This is a genomic window from Lentzea sp. NPDC042327, from assembly GCF_040647275.1.
Classification (GTDB): domain Bacteria; phylum Actinomycetota; class Actinomycetes; order Mycobacteriales; family Pseudonocardiaceae; genus Lentzea.
Window position 1 is genome coordinate 632,310 of the sequence record NZ_JBEZBX010000003.1, and the last position, 16,861, is coordinate 649,170.

Sequence of the window (16,861 nt, forward strand, 5' to 3'; positions counted from 1 at the left end):
GTGAGGCCGGACGTGCTCCCGGTGGTCGAGGCGCCGAGCGAGCTCGGAGTGGACCGCGGGACAACGGAGATCCAGAATCCGGAGGTCTCCCACACCCCGACGCCACACGCGGCCGAGGTGGACACGGTCTCCGACCACGACTCTGACCGCGCGACCGACCGCGACTCCGATCGCGCGACCGACCGCGATCCCGACCGCGACTCCCACCGCGAGACCGATCGCGCCTCCGACCGCGAGACGGACCGTGAGGCTGGTCGCGAGACCGACCGCGAGACCGGTCGCGAAACCGACCACGACTCCGACCGCGAAACCGACACCGAATCCGTCTTCGACGACACGCTGACCGACGACTCCGACGTGGAGTCGGAGCCAGACCTGGAAGCGCAGCCCACCCCAGCCACACCCGCACAGCAGTACCGCCGTGACGCACTGGAACAAGCCCCCGCCCACCAGCGGGGAACCCTCCGCGGCCTGCCCGGCCAACCGGAGGTGCAACGGTCGGCGTTCGAGGTGCGCAGGGCGGTGCAGGACGGTGTGTGGACGACGGAGCTGACCGTCGTCGTCGACATCGACCCCGAAGGCCGCTTCAGCGAGGACGTGCGGCGGGAGGTGTTGCGGGACGCCCAGGACGGGGTGGACCAGTACCTCAACGGGCCGGACCTGCGCACGGACAACGGGGACCTGCTGCGGTTCCGGGTTGTTCCGCACGACGGGAGCTCGCCGGTGGTGCACCACGTGGTGCACCTGGACCCCGAGCACGACGTCGACCAGACGCACTGGACGCCGGGGCAGGGGCCGTTGGCCTCCGCGCACGAGGTCGGGCACATGTTCGGGCTCGTGGACGAGACCGGTGGCGCGAACCGGCCGACGGTCGAGGGCACGCTGATGGGGCGCCACCAGCGGACCGGGCCGGACGGGGTGCCGCGGGCGGTCACGAAGGTCGAGGTGCCCTCGCGGTATCTGTCCGTGCTGTCGCGGGTGATCGGGCCGGTCGACCTGCTCGCCGACGTCCCGCGTGGACGGGTCACGGCCGATCTGCCCGCGGGTGCCGCGGAGCCGAGGCTGTACCGGGGCACGGACGCGAAGGGGGCCGGCGGCCGCCGGGTGCGGTTCGCCCTGCCCGACAAGGAACCCGACAAGCGACCCGGCAAGAAACCCGACAAGGAACAGGACAGCGGCACAACACCGGAAGAGCAGACACCCGAGTCGGCGGAGCAACGGCTGCGCGACAGCCTCCCGCAGTACCTCCGGGACAGCCGCGGGCTCGGTGCCGCCGAGCAGATCGACGTGCTCCGCGGGGACGACGGAGCGCGCGTCGAGGTCGAGCAGGCGCTGAGGCGCCTCGCACCCGGCGTGCAGAAGTGGGACGGTGCCGCCGAGCTGTCCGAGGGGCTTGAGCACGCGGTCGCCGGCGCGTTCCAGGAGCACGGCAGCCGTCCCACCGTCAAGGGTGACGACCGGTTCCACAGCCTGGAGGTCAAGGCCACGGCGCACTGGGACCGCGTGGTGGTCCTCGGCGAGGCCGAGAACAAGCAGGTCGCCTCGTCGAAGACCAAGACGTCGTCCTCGGTCGAGGAGGACGGCACGCGGCAGAACAACCTCTCGCCGCCCCTGCAGTTCACCGGTCTGCCCGGCGTCGTGGTCCAGGTCATGCCCACGATCCCCGCCGCGCCCGTCGAGCAGGTGAGCAGCGAGCAGAAGAAGGAGCTGGGCAGGTCGACGAAGGTCGAGCACACCCCGGCGGTGAAGGCCGACGTCCCGGTCACCCTGTCGTTCCGGCTCTTCGACGAGGACGGCCGCAGGGTCATGTCACCGGAGGGGGAGCAGGAGGTCGAGGTCAGCGGCCGGGTGACCCTGACGGTGCCGACCGACCTCCCGACGAAGGACGACGCGGGCCGCGCGGTGCTCCACGAGGAGATCGGGCCGCGGATCGGCGACGTCGTCGGAGCGGACATCGCCCCGGTCACCAGGGCGGACCGCGAGCGGCTCGTCGCCGACGACCCGGTGTGGCAGGAGAAGCAGGGGGACGAGACCACCCGCCTGCCGGAGCTGACCGGCCTGCCGCGCGGCGTCGCCACCGAGTCGGCCGTGGTCAACAACCCCGGCACGGCCACCTTCGCCGAGCAGGTCCTGTCCCGCCTGCAGCCGCGTTTCGCGAAGGCGACCGCGCTCGGTTCGGACGGCCGCGAGGTCGTGGAGGAGTTCTTCAGCGAGAGCACGATCGCGGAGAACCTGCCGAAGATGGCCGTCTACGACGGCGAAGCCGACCCGGAGAAGGGGTGGGTCGCCTCACCGCCGATCTTCAAGGGACGTGGGCGCGGGTTCGAGTGGCGTCCGCGCAGCACGCAGCTGGAGATGCGCGCCGTCGCGCGGTGGGTGCGCGTCGACCAGGTCAGGGACAAGGTCAAGATCACCGAGCGGACGCACGCGCACTTCGAGCACTCCGGCAAGTACGCCGTGAAGCGGAAGTTCGCGTTGTCCGGCTTCATCGGTGGTGGCGGCGAGCCGATCCCCGGTGTCATGGCGGCGGGTGGCCTCACGGGCAGCGCGAGCGTCGAGCGGAACGCGTCGGGGAAGGTCTCCGGCTCGACCGCGGGCAAGCAGGCGCTGAAGATCACGGGCGACGCCGTCCGCTACGAGATGGTCTACGACATCGAGGTCCGCCAGGTCGGCAAGGAGGGGCAGCGGCCCTGGAAGCTGGACGGCAACGTCACCGCACTGCACTGGACCTCGCGGCGCAACGCGGCACGGGTCGGGCTCGCCGGGCCCGACCCGGAGGACGGCGGGTTCCGCGGTGGTGCCGACCGGACCGTGCAGGGGCCGCCGGAGTTCGAGCGGGGCAAGGCGATCCTCGGTGTGGTGGAGGAGGTCGACAGCGGCCGGCTGCTCGAACAGGCGCTGGTGCCGCTGCTGCACGACGTCCCGCTGCAAAGGCGGTGGTACGTCAGCAGTTCGATGTTCGTCCGGCAGTTCACCGACGGCGACGTCGAGGACGGGCGGCTCACCGCGAAGGCGGTCGAGGCGATCCAGCGGGGCCGATCGCTCGCGGAAGCGCTGGACGAGAACGAGATCGCCCGTCTCACCCGGCGCCTGAGCGACGGCGGGCTGCTGATTCCGGTGCGGCGCAAGGGCTGGTTCCACGACTACCGCACGACGGTGACCGTGACGGCACGGGTCAGCGACATCGAGGAGGGCGACCCGCTCACCGCCGACGAGCTCGAGGAGGTCTACGTCGGCAAGGCCACCGACGGCATCGAGAGCGGTGGTTCCAGGTCGGCCGAGGTCGGCGGCGGACCCCAGCTGCGGTTCATGGGCCTCCTTCCCGGCTCGGGGCCCTCGACCACCGCGTTCGGCGTCCTGCTGTTCGGCGTGCGCGGAGCGCGGAACTGGTCGAAGGAGACGACCTTCGGCTCGAAGGCGAAGCGCAGGGTCGAACGGCGCAAGGGCGACTCGCTCACCGAGGAGGGCAAGATCGGCGACCGGGCGGTCCGCCAGTTCAAGTCCACGCTGACGATCGACTTCAGGGTCGACTCGGAGCGCCGCCACGCCGAGGCCGTGCGCAGGATCATCCCCGGCCGCAGCGGTCGTCAGCTGCCCACGCACGCGGAGATGCCCCGCGTGCCCGGCGAGATCTCGGTCGAGATGCGCACGCTGGTCCCCGAAGTCTTGCTGGCACCGGGGAACCCGTTCGACGCCGAGCCCGCCGCGCCGGTCGTGCCCACGCCCACGCGCACGCTGCCCGACCCGCCCGCACCGCACGCGTTGCGCCCGCCGATGTCGCACCGCTTCGACGACGTCGAGATCGTGTCGTTCCACGGCGCGGAGAAGCTCCAGCAGGCCGCGCTGGAGGTGATGAGCGCCGCCTCCGGTCACGACCCCGTGGTGCGCAGCCGCACCGGCGTCATCGCGCAGACGGTCAGCGAGGAGCTCGCCTCCGAGAAGCTGACGCAGGACCTGCGCCTGTTCAGCGACACCTTGGTGATCGACTCCGCCAAGAAGCTGCACGGCCGCCGGGTGCACGACCTGTTCGGCAGCTGGGGCGTCACCTTCGCACCGCGCCTGTCGGCGACACCCGTCACCGCGCACGAGTACCAGCAGGTCGTGCGCGAGGTCCAGGGCACGTCGAAGGTCACCGGTGTCAGCGGCCCCACGGACACCTTCGGCGGGTACGTCGTCGGGGTCCCCGTGCTGACCGACAGGAGCCTGACGGCCGGCGAGCAGGGCACGCACGCGATGCCCCGCGGCATCCTTGTCCTCCTCGGATCGCCGTACAGCGGCAGCGACAGCAGGTCGGACTCCGGCTACGTCGAGACCGCGGAGAAGCTCTCGATCAGCGAGCTGCCGCAGAAGATGTTCCTGGTCCGCCTGGACGTCGACGCGACCGTCGTCGCGGAGGCCGTCCACAAGAACAACCTCACCTTCGGCCTGACCGACCCGAAACCGCTCACCAGGGCCGGTGAGGTGGTCCACCTGCCGGAGTCCGTGCTCGCCTGGGTGACGGCGGACCAGCTCGCGGAGCTCGCGACCGGCACCCCTCCTGCCGCGTCCCGCCCCGACGGGACGCTCGCCGTGCCGCCGGGGCTCAGCCCAGGACGGACCGAGGGCCAGTCGGTCGGCCTCGGCGGCATCAGCCGGCCGATCGACCTCCAGCAGCACGTCGACGCCCTGCGCGACGAGCTGGCACGCCACCCCGCCATCGGCGCGGACAAGGCCCGCAGGCTGCTGCCGGACTCCACCCTCGACCCGAACAACGTCAACATCGCGAGCGTCAAGAACTTCCTGTCGGACGCCAACCGCATGGTCAACAGCCTGATCAACGGCGGGCAGGTGGCCCCGAACAGGCTGGAGGACCGCTTCCACGGCGAAACCTACGAGCTCGTGATCGACGCGTCGTTCACCGAGGAACCCTCCCAGGGCGCGGTGCGGAACGTCGCGAAGCTCAAGGCCGGGGTGAGCGCGGAGCTCGGCGCGAAGGGCGTCACGAGCCGGGTGCGGACCCTGTTCACCGCCATCGCGTCGTCCCGCGCGGCCGTCGTCGTGCGCAACCCCGGCACGACCGACCCGAGCAGTGGGCAGGACGAGAACGCCAAGCCCAAGCGGACCGAGGGACAGGCGGGCGCGGGGCCCGGTCTCGAAGGGATCTTCGGCCGCAGGGAGCTGAAGAAGTCCACGGAGGAACGGACCAAGTACAGCCAGTCGGCCACCGTCGAGGGCCCTGTCGCCGTCCACACCGGACGCCTGGACGTCACGCTGCGGGTCCAGCGCCACGGACGTGACTACGGCTCGGTCGAGGTGACCGAGGAGGCCGAGGTCACCAAGCTCGCGGAGGAGGCGTTCCCCCCGCCGGTGCGGGGAGGCCGGTTCGGCTCGGCCGAGGCGGACAGCGGTGTCCGCACCGGCCCGCTGAGCGACGAGGACATGGCGGCGTGGCGGACGACGCTGCCCGACGGCACGCCCGTTCCGCCGATGAAGGACCTCGGCGCCCACTGGGCGGAGCACTACTTCGGAGACATCGACGTCCTGCGCCGCGACGCGGTGGACGTGCTGCGCGCCGCGGGCGTCGACATCACTCCGAAGGTCCTGCGCGTGCTCCGGACCGCGATCACCCCCACGAGCGTGCGCGCCGCGTTCCAGGCCGCGCTGGACGGCCGGTTCGTGCTCTCCCTGCACGACGGCCTCGACCACGACGTGGAGATCCACTTCCGGCCGTCGCGCACGCCGAGGTTCGCCAGCACGAGCGCGGGTGTGCGGATCGACGCCCAGCGGGTGCGGTCCGAGGAGACCGAGGTCGGCTTCACCAGCGGCAACGAGGCGGAGCTGCTCAACACGGCCCCGTTCGGCGCGCTGGGCCAGGCGACCTCGACCGGCTCCGGCAAGGGCACCGAGTCCGGGACGAAGCCGTTCCGCAGCCCGTTCGACGCGAAGGGCGCCTCCACGACGAGGACCACGCACACCGCGCTCGGTCCCGAGCTGGAGGAGAGCGAGCTCTCCCGGACGGACGAGTCCAGGAGCGCCGAGCCGATGAGCTCCGAGACCAGGACGGACGAGAAGCTCACCCGGGCACTGGTCACCAGCGTGGACACCCGTGTCGTCGCCCGTCCCCGCACGCAGCACGGCAAGACGGAAGCGGTCGCCTACAAGGACCGCCGCGTGCACGACGCGTTCGCCGTGCGAATGTACGACACGAACGCCACGCAACTGACGGGCAGGGAGCTGCCCGACCAGCTGGTGGACTCCACGACGGTGCTCGCGGAGAAGGCCGAGGCCTGGCTGAAGGCCGAGCGGGCCCGGATCGCCGCGTCCGACCGGGTGGAGGTCGCCGCCCGGCCGCTGGAGGCCGCCGACCAGCGGCGCTCCACCGCGATCGTGGACCGGCAGGAGATCCGGCCCCTCGTCCAGGCCCAGCGGGAGCTGGCACGTGAGCGTCGCGACGAGTTCACGCGGGCGCGCGAGGAGTGGAAGAACGCACCCGCCGAGTCCAGGGAGCACCACCGCGAGGAGGTGAAGCGGCGGCGCGGTGAGTGGGCGGCCGCCGACGCGGCTCTGCGCAGGCTCGTGGACCAGGAAACGCGACTCGCCCGCGTCATCGCGCAGTCCGGTGCGGTCACCGCCGCCCACGCCGCCACCGTCGAGGCGGAACGCGCGGCCGTGCGCGAGGAGGAGAAGGCGAAGCAGGAGTGGTGGGCCGCCAAGGCCGAGCACGACCGCGAGATCGCCGCCGAGCAACGCCGGGAAGCCGACGAGGAGATCGCCGAGGAGGTCTCTGACGAGGAGGTCGCCGAAGAGGAGGTCGCCGAAGAGGTCGCCGAGGAGGAGGTCACCCCCGATCCGGCACCGGAGGTCGAGGAGCAGGAGGCTCCCCGCACCGCGGCCCCGGACCTGCTCTCGCGCCTGGACCAGGTGGGAGAGGTGGACCGCCGCTGGGGCAAGGCGCCGCAACGCGAGGTGGACGCGCTGCGGCAGGAGGCGCGCCGGATCGTCGACCGGCACGTGCGCAGGCCTCCGTTGTTCATCGAGGTCCCCGCGCAGGAGAACCTCGACCACGACGCCATCGTCACGCTGGTGGCCTACCGCAGGTACCAGGAGCTCCGCGGTCTGGTCGGCGACGGGGACAGGCCGGAGGACCTGGCGGCGCACCTGGCCGCCGAGACCGGGACCCAGGTGGTCGAGCGCGAGCGCGAGGGACTGCCCGGCGGCGCTTCTCCCGCCGGTCCGGCCGGTACCGCCGGAAGCCCCTCGACATCCCCGTACGCCGTTGTCACCTACCCACCGACGAAAAACGCACGCGAAGCGATCGCCCTGGTGTCCGACGAGTCGGAATCGGACGGGTGGCCGCAGCGGGTGCACGAGTGGCTCGGGGAGGGCGACTGGACGGCGACCTCATCGGCGTTCGTCCTGCTGGAGTTCGAGGACGGTCACGCTGTCGCCGGTGACCACCTGCTCGACGCGGACACCGCCGGCCAGGTGGTGCGCGACTCGGACACCTTCCGCTCGCTCGACCGGGAGCTGCCCCTTCGCGTCATCCTCCTGTTCAGCTCGCCCGACGCGTTGACCAAAGATCCGGCTGGCGAGGTGCGTGCCGCCGAGGACTTCGTCCACCGGTTCGCCGAGGTGGTTCTGGCGGACGCGCCGAACCGACCGGTGTGGACCAGGGTCGATCAGGACCAACCGGACGATCTCCGCACCCTGCTGGAGCCGGCCGACCTGCTGTTCGACCGGGAATACCTGACCACCTCCGAAAACGTCGTCTCCGGTCCCATCACGAACTCGACCGGCGCTCTGATCGGGTTCGACGTCTCCAGAGCACGCTGGTTCACCCCTCTACCGGGAACCGTCCCGACAGTGCACGCGGAACGGGTCTCGGCGGTGGTTCCTCCGGGCCGGCCCAGGGCGGAGGGACGTGAACTGCCACTTCCGTGGGCGGTGCTCACCGAACCGGGGCGGGTGCGCCCCCTGGTGGTGGCACTGTCGTCGACCCCGGAACCAGGGCACTTCGACCTCGCGGTCGGTCAAGACGGCAGGATGCTGCTGTCGACCCCGCGGGAGACCGCCGAGTTCCTGGTGAACAGGCCGGAGTTCCTCACCGCGGTCACGGGACCCGAGCAACCGGCCCTGGTGCTGCTGAACCGGAACGTCTGGGGGGACCCGCAACAGGCGCTCGGCCTCACCGCTGAACTGGCTGCCGAACTCTCCAGAGCCACCGGGAAGACGTTCGAAACCCACACCGCCGCCGGCGAGATCGGGATGAGGACGGACGGCGTCACGATAGTGGCGACCGGCGTTCTCTTCGGCCACCACCCGCTGCCGGTCGACGCGACGTCGGTGTTCCGCTCCGGTTCGGTGTTCGGTCTTCCCGGCGCGGAGCAGACGGGCCCGTGGTCACGTGACACGTTGCAAGCGTTCTCCGACGCCGTGGAAAGCGGCCGTTTCGTGGTTCCTGGGCCGTGGGGCGCCGCACGGCCGTTCTTCGTCGCCGCCCCCGGTGATGCCGCGGGTGCCGCCCGCGCGACTCTCGGCGACGGCGCGCAGGTCGACGTGGATGGTGCCTGGGGCGGAACGGCCCTGTTGTCCGACCAGGGCTTCTTCTCGGCGCTGACGGCCGATCCCACCCGTCCCGTGGTGATCGTCAAACCGCACCTGTCCGGTGAGCAGGACTTCGGCACCTTCGCCTTCGACCTCGTCACACGGCTGCACGAGTCCGGCTTGTTCCCGACGGTGTACGCGTTGCGGGGCGGCGGCGACCTCACGACGATCGCTGATCCGGGAACCGGCTACACCGACGTGTCGGGGCTGCGAGCCGGTGACCTCGACGTGACGCTGGTGCTGGACCGGGAGGGCGACCCCAGGGCCCTGGTCGTGCGCACCCTGGGCGACGACGACTTCTTCGCCCAGGTCCAGGCGTGGGCCGCCGCAGCGGAGGACGACTCGCTGTGGTTCCCGAGGCTTCCGGACGGCACTCCGGTCACGGCGAGCTGGTCGAACGAGGACAGCACGCCGGGGTTCGTCCTCGTGCGGACCGGTCCGGTCGGCTATCGCGCCTCCTTGCGAGGACTGCGCGATCTCGACGTCACCCCGCAGGTCATGATGACGGTGCTGCGGAACGACCTGAGGCTGCGGTTCCTCCTCGGCAGCGGACCGACGGAGGCCGACGGTACGGGCCTGGTGGAACCGTCGGTCGTGTTCGCCGCGATCGACGGTCCCGTGGTGGGGCCGGACGAGTTGGCGACGGGCCTCGCCGGAGGCGGCTACTCGCGCAGGATCCACTGGTCCGGTGGACGGATGGGGTTCTCGTCCGACGGTTCAGTCGTCGTGGAGGTGCCCCGGTTCGACAGTGCGGCCACGCCACCCGTCGAGATCTCCAGCCTCGTCTCCTACCCCAAGAAGAACGACCTCCACGGTCTTCACGGTGTGATCTTCCCGTCAGCAGACTTCGATCTGGTCGACGACGTGAACGACGCGGGCAGAGCAAGCGCCGGCTACCGCGACTTCTACTTCTCCAGCCGCGTGCTCCAGGACTCGTCCGGCACCGGAGCGAACACCCTGGTGCCGAAGCTCAGTCCCTTCTTCGGGCTTGAGACCTGGTACGCCGGGGCGCACGGGAACCGGTCGGCCGTGTACGCGGCGCTGCCGGGAAATCGGCCCTACCTGCTGGGTGACGCGGTCCCGCTGGACCCGCGAGCGGCGGCTGCCGTTCTCAGCGGCCACCACCTGTTCGCACAGGCGCATCCGAACACCACCCCGGCCCTGATGCTCGAGATGTGCTTCGTGGGTGGTGTCGAACCCGGTGACAGCGGCGAGAGCATGGCCAGCGCGATCCTGCGGGCGTGGCGGTCGGTCGCGCCGCAGCGGGCGGTCCCGAGGATGTTCGCGGCCACCCGGGAACTCTTGCCCGGCAAGGGCGACAACTACGTGGTCGAGGACGGCGGCGACATCGTGGAGGTCGTCCCTCCCGGCGGCCGCGCACGCCCGCCCGTCGAACTGCGGGAACTGGCGGCCAACGACGTTCCCGCGGTCACCGCCGCGTTCGACCCGGCCGGAACGGACGTCCTCGCCGGTTCGGACGCCGAGATCGAGACGACTGCTCGTGCCGTGGTGCGGGCCGCCGCGTGGCGGCAGCTGAGGCTTGCGCAGGAGCACTGGGTCACGGCGATGCCGGCGGTGACCATCGTGGGCGGCGGGACGAGCCGCGGTCCGGTGCACCCGCAGACCGGTGGGCTGCTCTCGTCCGCGCGGGTGGTCGAGGTCGAGCGCCGGTTCCGCGCGGCGCTGGCCGACGAGGCGCAGGACATGGCCGACCGCGGTATGCCCGTGGACGTCGACCACGTCCGGATCACGACCAGGGGGCCGCAGGGCGACCACGGCGTCGGGCCGCACGAGGTCAGGATCGAGGTGGCGCTGGAGGCACGAGCCGACTCGGACGTCGTCAGCACCGGGAACCACGAGAGCATCCGGGAGCTGTTCCGCGACCGGCGGGGTACCGCGATCGGCGCGGCCTTCCCCGCGATGAGCAACTCCGGCAGCGGGCGGGCCACCGTCGCGGTCTCGCGCGCGGCGTTCGACGGTCCGTCGAGGACGGTGGACCGTTCGGACGGTGTCCGCACGACGCGTGGAGGTGACACCGCACCGCCGGTCGCCCTCCTGCCCCGGCCCGCCACGCCGGTCCCCGGCGCGGAGAGCGACGACTCCGGTTCGGACACCGCGAGCGACGCGGGCTCCATCCCGGCCGGGTTCGAACTGGTGCAGCCACCGGTCACGCCCGCACTGCGCGACGTCGTCAAAGAGCAGCTGGCGCAGGCGAGCCTCTTCCACGTCGACCCGGTGTCGAACCAGCTCTCCGACCCCGCCGAACAGGCGGACCTGGCGGTGCTCAGGTCCAGGCTCGCCACCGCCGTGACGCTCCAGCAGGACTCCGGCTCGGCGATGCCGGTCGTCCTGATCTCCGGCAGGCCCGAGCAGACGACCGTCGTCGCGGCCCTGCTGCGGGACGGCCAGGCGGTGGACCCCTCCCAGCCGGCGCCGGACGTGCTGCAGCTGGCGGTTCCGTCGACCGCGGTGAGCGTCGTCGTGGACCTGCCGGACTGGCCCCAGGGCCACGAGCACGCACCGACCACGGCCGCGGCGGGAGGCCTGAGCTTCGGCTCCGGCTTGCCGGACGAGCCGCCCTGGGTGTTCCTGCACGCGCGGCAGCCGGTCAACCCGCGAGCGCGCAAGTCGTTCTACGTCTACGCGACGCTCGTGGGGGACCGGTTCCTCGTCCGGGGCGTGCCGGTCACGCCGGCGACCCTCGCGTTCCGCGTCCGGAACTCGCCCGCCTACCGGCGCTGGGTCACCCCCGCCACGCCGATCCGGCTCGTCGGTGCCGACCCCGACCGTCCCGAGGCGTCCCGGCGCGCGGCGCAGGAGTTCGCGGAAGCGTTGTGGCACGCCGGATCGCGCCACCTCGTGAGCGCGGCCACCGATCCGCTCGGGCTCGGCCCGTCCAACAGCACCGTGGTGATCAACGACGGCTACTACGAGCCCGTCTCCCAGGTCCGGCCGAGTGATGTCGGCTGGGTTTCGTTCAGGAGGAACGACGGCGGCCTGGTGGGCATCGGGTTCGCCACCCCCGGCGTCCTCGACGGGGACGTGCTGCGGTCGATGGCCCTGTCCACCGACCAGTCCCAGCGACTGGTGGCCGAGGAGCTCAAGGACGCGGACGGTCACGTGGTGCACCACTACCGCGCCGGGAAGTGGGCTCCCGCGACGACGGGCGCCCGGACCCGCCCGGTGACGCTGGTGGGCGAACACGGCCAGAACGGGTACACCCTGCCCCTGGTGGACGGTTCCACCCTGCCCGTGGACGCCGAGGTGGCGGCGCACATGCTGGCGGGATCGGCGTTGTTCCGCCAGGCGACGGCCGGTCCGGTGCGCCCGCAGTTGCTGCTGTTCACCCATGACGAGTCACTGCCGACCGGCTCGGTGAGCGGAGCGAACGCGAAGCTGCTGGCCACCCTCCGCGACCTCACCGGACCCGTGCAGGGCCACGACTTCGGGGGCAGGCTCAAGTTCTCCGACGAGGGCGCGCTGGTGATCCCCCATGACGCACGGGTCGAGGAGAGCGGGACGCCGACCGCCAGCGACGTGGTGAGTGTCGCAGGCGGCCCGGTGACCGGGTTCCCCGTGGCGGGCCTGGAAGCCGCGACGATCCAGGACTTCGCGGACGCCCTGCGGACGGGCCGCACGGAAGGGCCGACGGGTCCGTGGGCACCCGGCTCGCCCCTGGTCGTCGTGGTGGACTCTCCCGACGGCACGTTCGTGCGCGTGCGGTCCAAGGCCGGAGCGGTGCTGGAGCTCGGAGGCGGGGACCTGGGCCGGTTGTGGCTGTCCGACAGCGGTTCCCGGGCCGCGCTGGAGGCCGATCCGAGCCGTCCCGTGGTGCTGCTCGCGAATTTCGCCGGCACCGAGGCGAACTTCGGCCAGCTGGGGTTCGACTTCGCCGGAGCGTTGCACGAGGCGGGTTTCTTCACCGACGTCTACGCCCCCGACGGTGCGGTCGAAATCAGGGACGACTCGGTCACCCACGACCCCGCCACCGAGTTCCCCCTCGTGTCCCCCCTGCGCGCCGGTGATCTCCAGTCGGTGGTGCTGCGCAACCGCGACGAGGTCGCCGTGGCCGTCTACCTCAGGGCTCCCGGAGACGAGACCGAGTTCGAACGGGCGAGCCAGTGGGCGGAGAACGTCACCGCGGACACCGTGCAGTCGTTCCGCGTGGCCCAGGGCAGCGAGCAGTCACCGTGGCTGGACCGGCTCCCGGTCTTCCTGATCGCGAGCTCCGGCAGGCGCGGGGTCCAGGCGGTGCGCCGTGACCAGGCAGCTGTGGACCTGACCCCCGCGGCTCTGGCCAAGGTCATGCGCGCGGACGACGAGCTGCGCGCCGCGCTGACCACCGACACCGGCGAGCAGAACGGCCGAGGTGTCGTGCTGCTCGCGCTGAACGGCGTGGCCGGTGACTTCGACGCGTTCTCCAGCGTCTTCGCGGCTGGTGGGTACTCCAGGTGGACGTACTCGCCCAGCGGTGTCGCCACGTTGCACCAGGACGGGACGATCTCCCTGCAGAGCGGGGAGTTCCTCTCCTCTCCGCCGTCGAAGGCGTCCTCCGCCGACGTGATCACCCGTCCCCTGGTGAGCGACCGGCTGGGCGAGCACGGCCAGTACTTCCCGCTCACCCTGGTCGATGACCACCACATGTCCGCCGCCGCGCGGCACAGCGACGAGGTGGAGCTGCAGTACTACCTCCGCGAGGTCATGACCGGACCGGGCGGCACCGCCGTGATGAAGGCCTACGTCGCACCGTGGGCGGGCTCCAGTCGTGTCCCGTGGCTCGTCGACGGGCACGGTGCCCCTCGTGGGCTCATGTTCGGTCTTCAGACCGATCGTCCTTTCGTCTTCGGCGACACGCAGACGTTGAACGGTGTCGACAGCGCTGCGGTGGTGGCGGGGACGACGCTCTTCGCCGCGGCGGCTCCGGATTCCGACACGCCGGTCGCGTTGGTGCAGTGCTGGCTCAACTCCTCGATCTCGCCCACGACCCCCACCGCCGCGGAGCTGTTCCAGCGGGAGTTGGACCGGAACCACGGGTCCCAGGTCTTCGCCGCCACGAACGTCGTCAGCGTGCACACGAACAACGCGGTCAGGGCAGTCAAGAACGAGGGGAGCTTCACCGCGGCCGACCCGCTGGCGCCGATCCCCGAGGTACCGCTGTCCGATCTCGTGGCGTACCGGATCGACGACACCACCGTGCAGTTCGACCCCGGCCAGACCTACCTGTCGTACCTGCAGGCCGCGGACGTCCGGGAGACGGCGCGCCTGGTGACGCGCGCGGCAGCGTGGCGGGCTCTCAAGCAGGCCGGTCTCCCCGCGGTGGAGATCATCGTGCACGAGATGCCTCTCGACGGCGTGGACCGCGCGCTGGCGGAAGCGCGTGCCGAGGGCATCGAGCGGATGTTCCGCGCGGCGGTGGCTGCGGAGAGCGCGCAGCTCGACCGGCTCGGCCTGGGCGTGGACCCCTGGGTCATCGGGGTCAGCGTGACCGTCGACGTCGCGACACCCGGCTCGGAGCCGCCCGCCCGCGTCATCGTGACACTCCCACCTGAAATCCTCGGCGCGCGGCAGCTGGCAGCCGTGGAGGCGAGACCCGGCTTCCCGCAGGCGATCCACGACATGAACGAGGCGTTCGCGCCGCTCGCTCGCCGTGGTTCGGCGACCGTGCAGTCCCCGCAGCCGGTCGGACTCGGCTCCGGTGCTCAGGCGCAGCCCGTCCGGCGCGGTCCGGCGGTGGACGAGAACCCGTCCCACCACGAGGTGGCGACGCGATCGGAACAGACCGCGTCACCGGTCGACCTCGCGCATCAGGTCGAACCCGCCCGCCCGCGTCCGGTGGTCGAGGACGAGCGCTGGCGGCATTCCCGTGCCGAGCGGGCGCCGTGGTTCGACCCCCAGGACGCGCCACTGCGGCCGTCGGACTGGGAGCACCTGCGTGCGGGTGCCGGGGTCCGCACCGTCGACACGGAGCTGTTCGACCCGGCCCGCGGCTGGCTCTCCCGCAGCGGACCGGCGGGGTACGTCCAGCGCGTGCGGTACGACGTGCGCCGGATCGAGGTGGGGGACCGGCACGTCCGCGAGCTCACCGTCCGGTTGCGGCCGGTCGGCGACATCGCCCCGGACCTCCGGCTGGAAGTGGAGGCCGACGTCCAGCGCGGCCTCGACACCATCGCGAACGCGGGGTACCGGCTTCCCGGCGGCGACCAGCTGCACGTCCGGGTCGAGTTCGCGGGACCGCACGAGCTCGCGCACTCCGACGTCGACATCCGGCCGCGTGGTGACGACGACGCCAGCCGCCAGACGCGGTGGCGTTCCGACGACCGCGAGGCGCTCGCCCACGAGGTCCTGCACTTCGTCGGGCTGGTGGACGAGCACGTCGACCCGCACCGGGTGTTCCTCGCCGACGACTCGCGCAGCCGCGTCGTGGCAGACGACGGCCCGATGGGACCGGCTGTCCACGATGGACTGCCGGTGCTCAAGCCGCGGCACGCCTGGATGATCGAGCGGACGATGGTCAGCCAGCTCGGGCCCGTCGAGGGCTGGAACCCCGTGCGGCCCGACCGGACCTCGCCGCTGGTGGACCCGGCCGCGCGGACCGCGGACGCACCGCTGCCCAGGAACAGGTCGGTGCCCGAGCTGCTCCGGTCGATCTCCGACGGACTCGCTCAGCTGGACCGGCACCTGACCGCGTTGCCCGGCGCGTTCGGCGCCGAGCTGCGCGACCGGGCCGTGCACTGGCGGCAGGTCGCGGCCCGGCCGGCGGAGACGTTCCCCCCGACGGTGGCCGATGCGTTGCAGGACCGGCTGGATGCCCTCGACGCCCTGCTCACCCGTGCCCGAGCCGTGCGGCTGCGCCACATCACCGGCATCTACGACCGCGCACGAGCCGTGGTCGAGCGGGGCGGCAACCCTCTCGGCTTCCACCCCGCCGGCATCCCGGGCGGCCTGACCGCGGCGCCGGAGACGAGGTTCGGGCTGGAGGTCGAGTTCGAGACGGGTGTGCCGGAGAAGATCGGTCGCCGCCTGGAGGAGCAGGGCTTCCTGAGGTGGGACGACGGCGTCCGCTTCTACGACGAGGTTCCCTCCGCGCCCGATGGGCTCTACCGGTTGGTGGCGGAACACTCGGACGATGACGGTGCCGAGCTGGTGTCACCGGTGCTGCGCGGTGGCAGGGAAGCGTGGGAGGGCCTTCGCACCGTGCTCAGCACCGTGCGGCGGCAGACCGACGCGGACGGTGACACGCCCGACGCGAGCGCGATGGGCGGCCACGTCAACGTCAGCCTCCCCGGCGGTCTCACCGCGGAGCAGGCGGTGCGCCTTGCCCAGCTGGCCAAGGCCAACGAGGAGGTCCTGTTCTGGCTGGGGAACCGCGTCGAGGCGGACGGCCAGGACCGCAGGATCGACCTGCTGGGGCCGAACCCGGTGCCACCGCACTCCGTCGACGAGTACGCGGACGGCATGCGGGCGGAGAGCCACGACCAGCGCGTCGTGTGGTCGTTGAACGCGAACAGGAACGAGGCCGTCAACTTCGAACACCTCGGCGAGCCCGACGAGGCGCTGCGCCGCGTCGAGTTCCGGTTCTGGACGGGCAGCCTCGACCCGGCGACGTGGCAGGTCCAGTCGGAGATCAGCGCTGCGATGTACCGGGCGGCGACGGACGCGAGCACGCACGACCGGATCGCCGCGATGATGCGCGAACCGCTCCTGCTCGCGCCGGGCGGCCGGGTGGAGAACCGCGAGTTCTGGTTGGACCGCCTGCTGTCCTTCGCGGAGCTCCTGCCGTTGAGCCCGGTGGCGCAGCAGGAGCTGGTCAAGCGCGCGGCGATGAGCGGCCCCTGGCACTTCAGCCCCGAGGTCGACGCCACGCTGCGTTCGCAGGAGGTCGGCAGGAAGGACGCGATCGTCTTCCCCGCACCCGAAACCGAGCTGCGCCAGGTGCTCGCCCTGCTGGACCGGTTGCCCCGCCGACGCGACGACCTGCTGCTGTCCGTGAGCCTGACACCGGACGGCCGGCACGTGCGGCTGTGGAACGGTCAGACCCGGTCGGTCGCGGACTTCGCGGCCGCTGCCGAGGAACGCGGGATCGGTGAGCGGCAGAGCGTCGACTGGCAGGGTGGGACGCCCGCCGGTCGCGTCGTCCTGCTGACCTCAGGAGGCACCGGGCTCGCGCAGCACCTGGCGAACCGGATCGGCGCGCCGGTGCTCGCCACCACGGGGGACGTGCGGTTCGACTCGGCCGGTGACCTGGTGGCGGTGGGGGAGAACGGTCCCGTCGAGTGGG

The 16,861-nt window shown here is 71.9% G+C and carries 1 protein-coding gene (running past one end of the window); it reads left to right on the top strand.

Annotation, left to right across the window (positions count from 1 at the left end; all coding sequences use genetic code 11):
* Positions 1-16,861: the 5' end (the start) of a hypothetical protein gene (locus AB0A63_RS10840; RefSeq protein ID WP_360388210.1), read on the top strand. Its footprint extends 17,843 nt past the window's final position; 16,861 of the gene's 34,704 nt are visible here — the first part of the coding sequence; the start codon lies at positions 1-3; its stop codon lies off the right edge, out of view.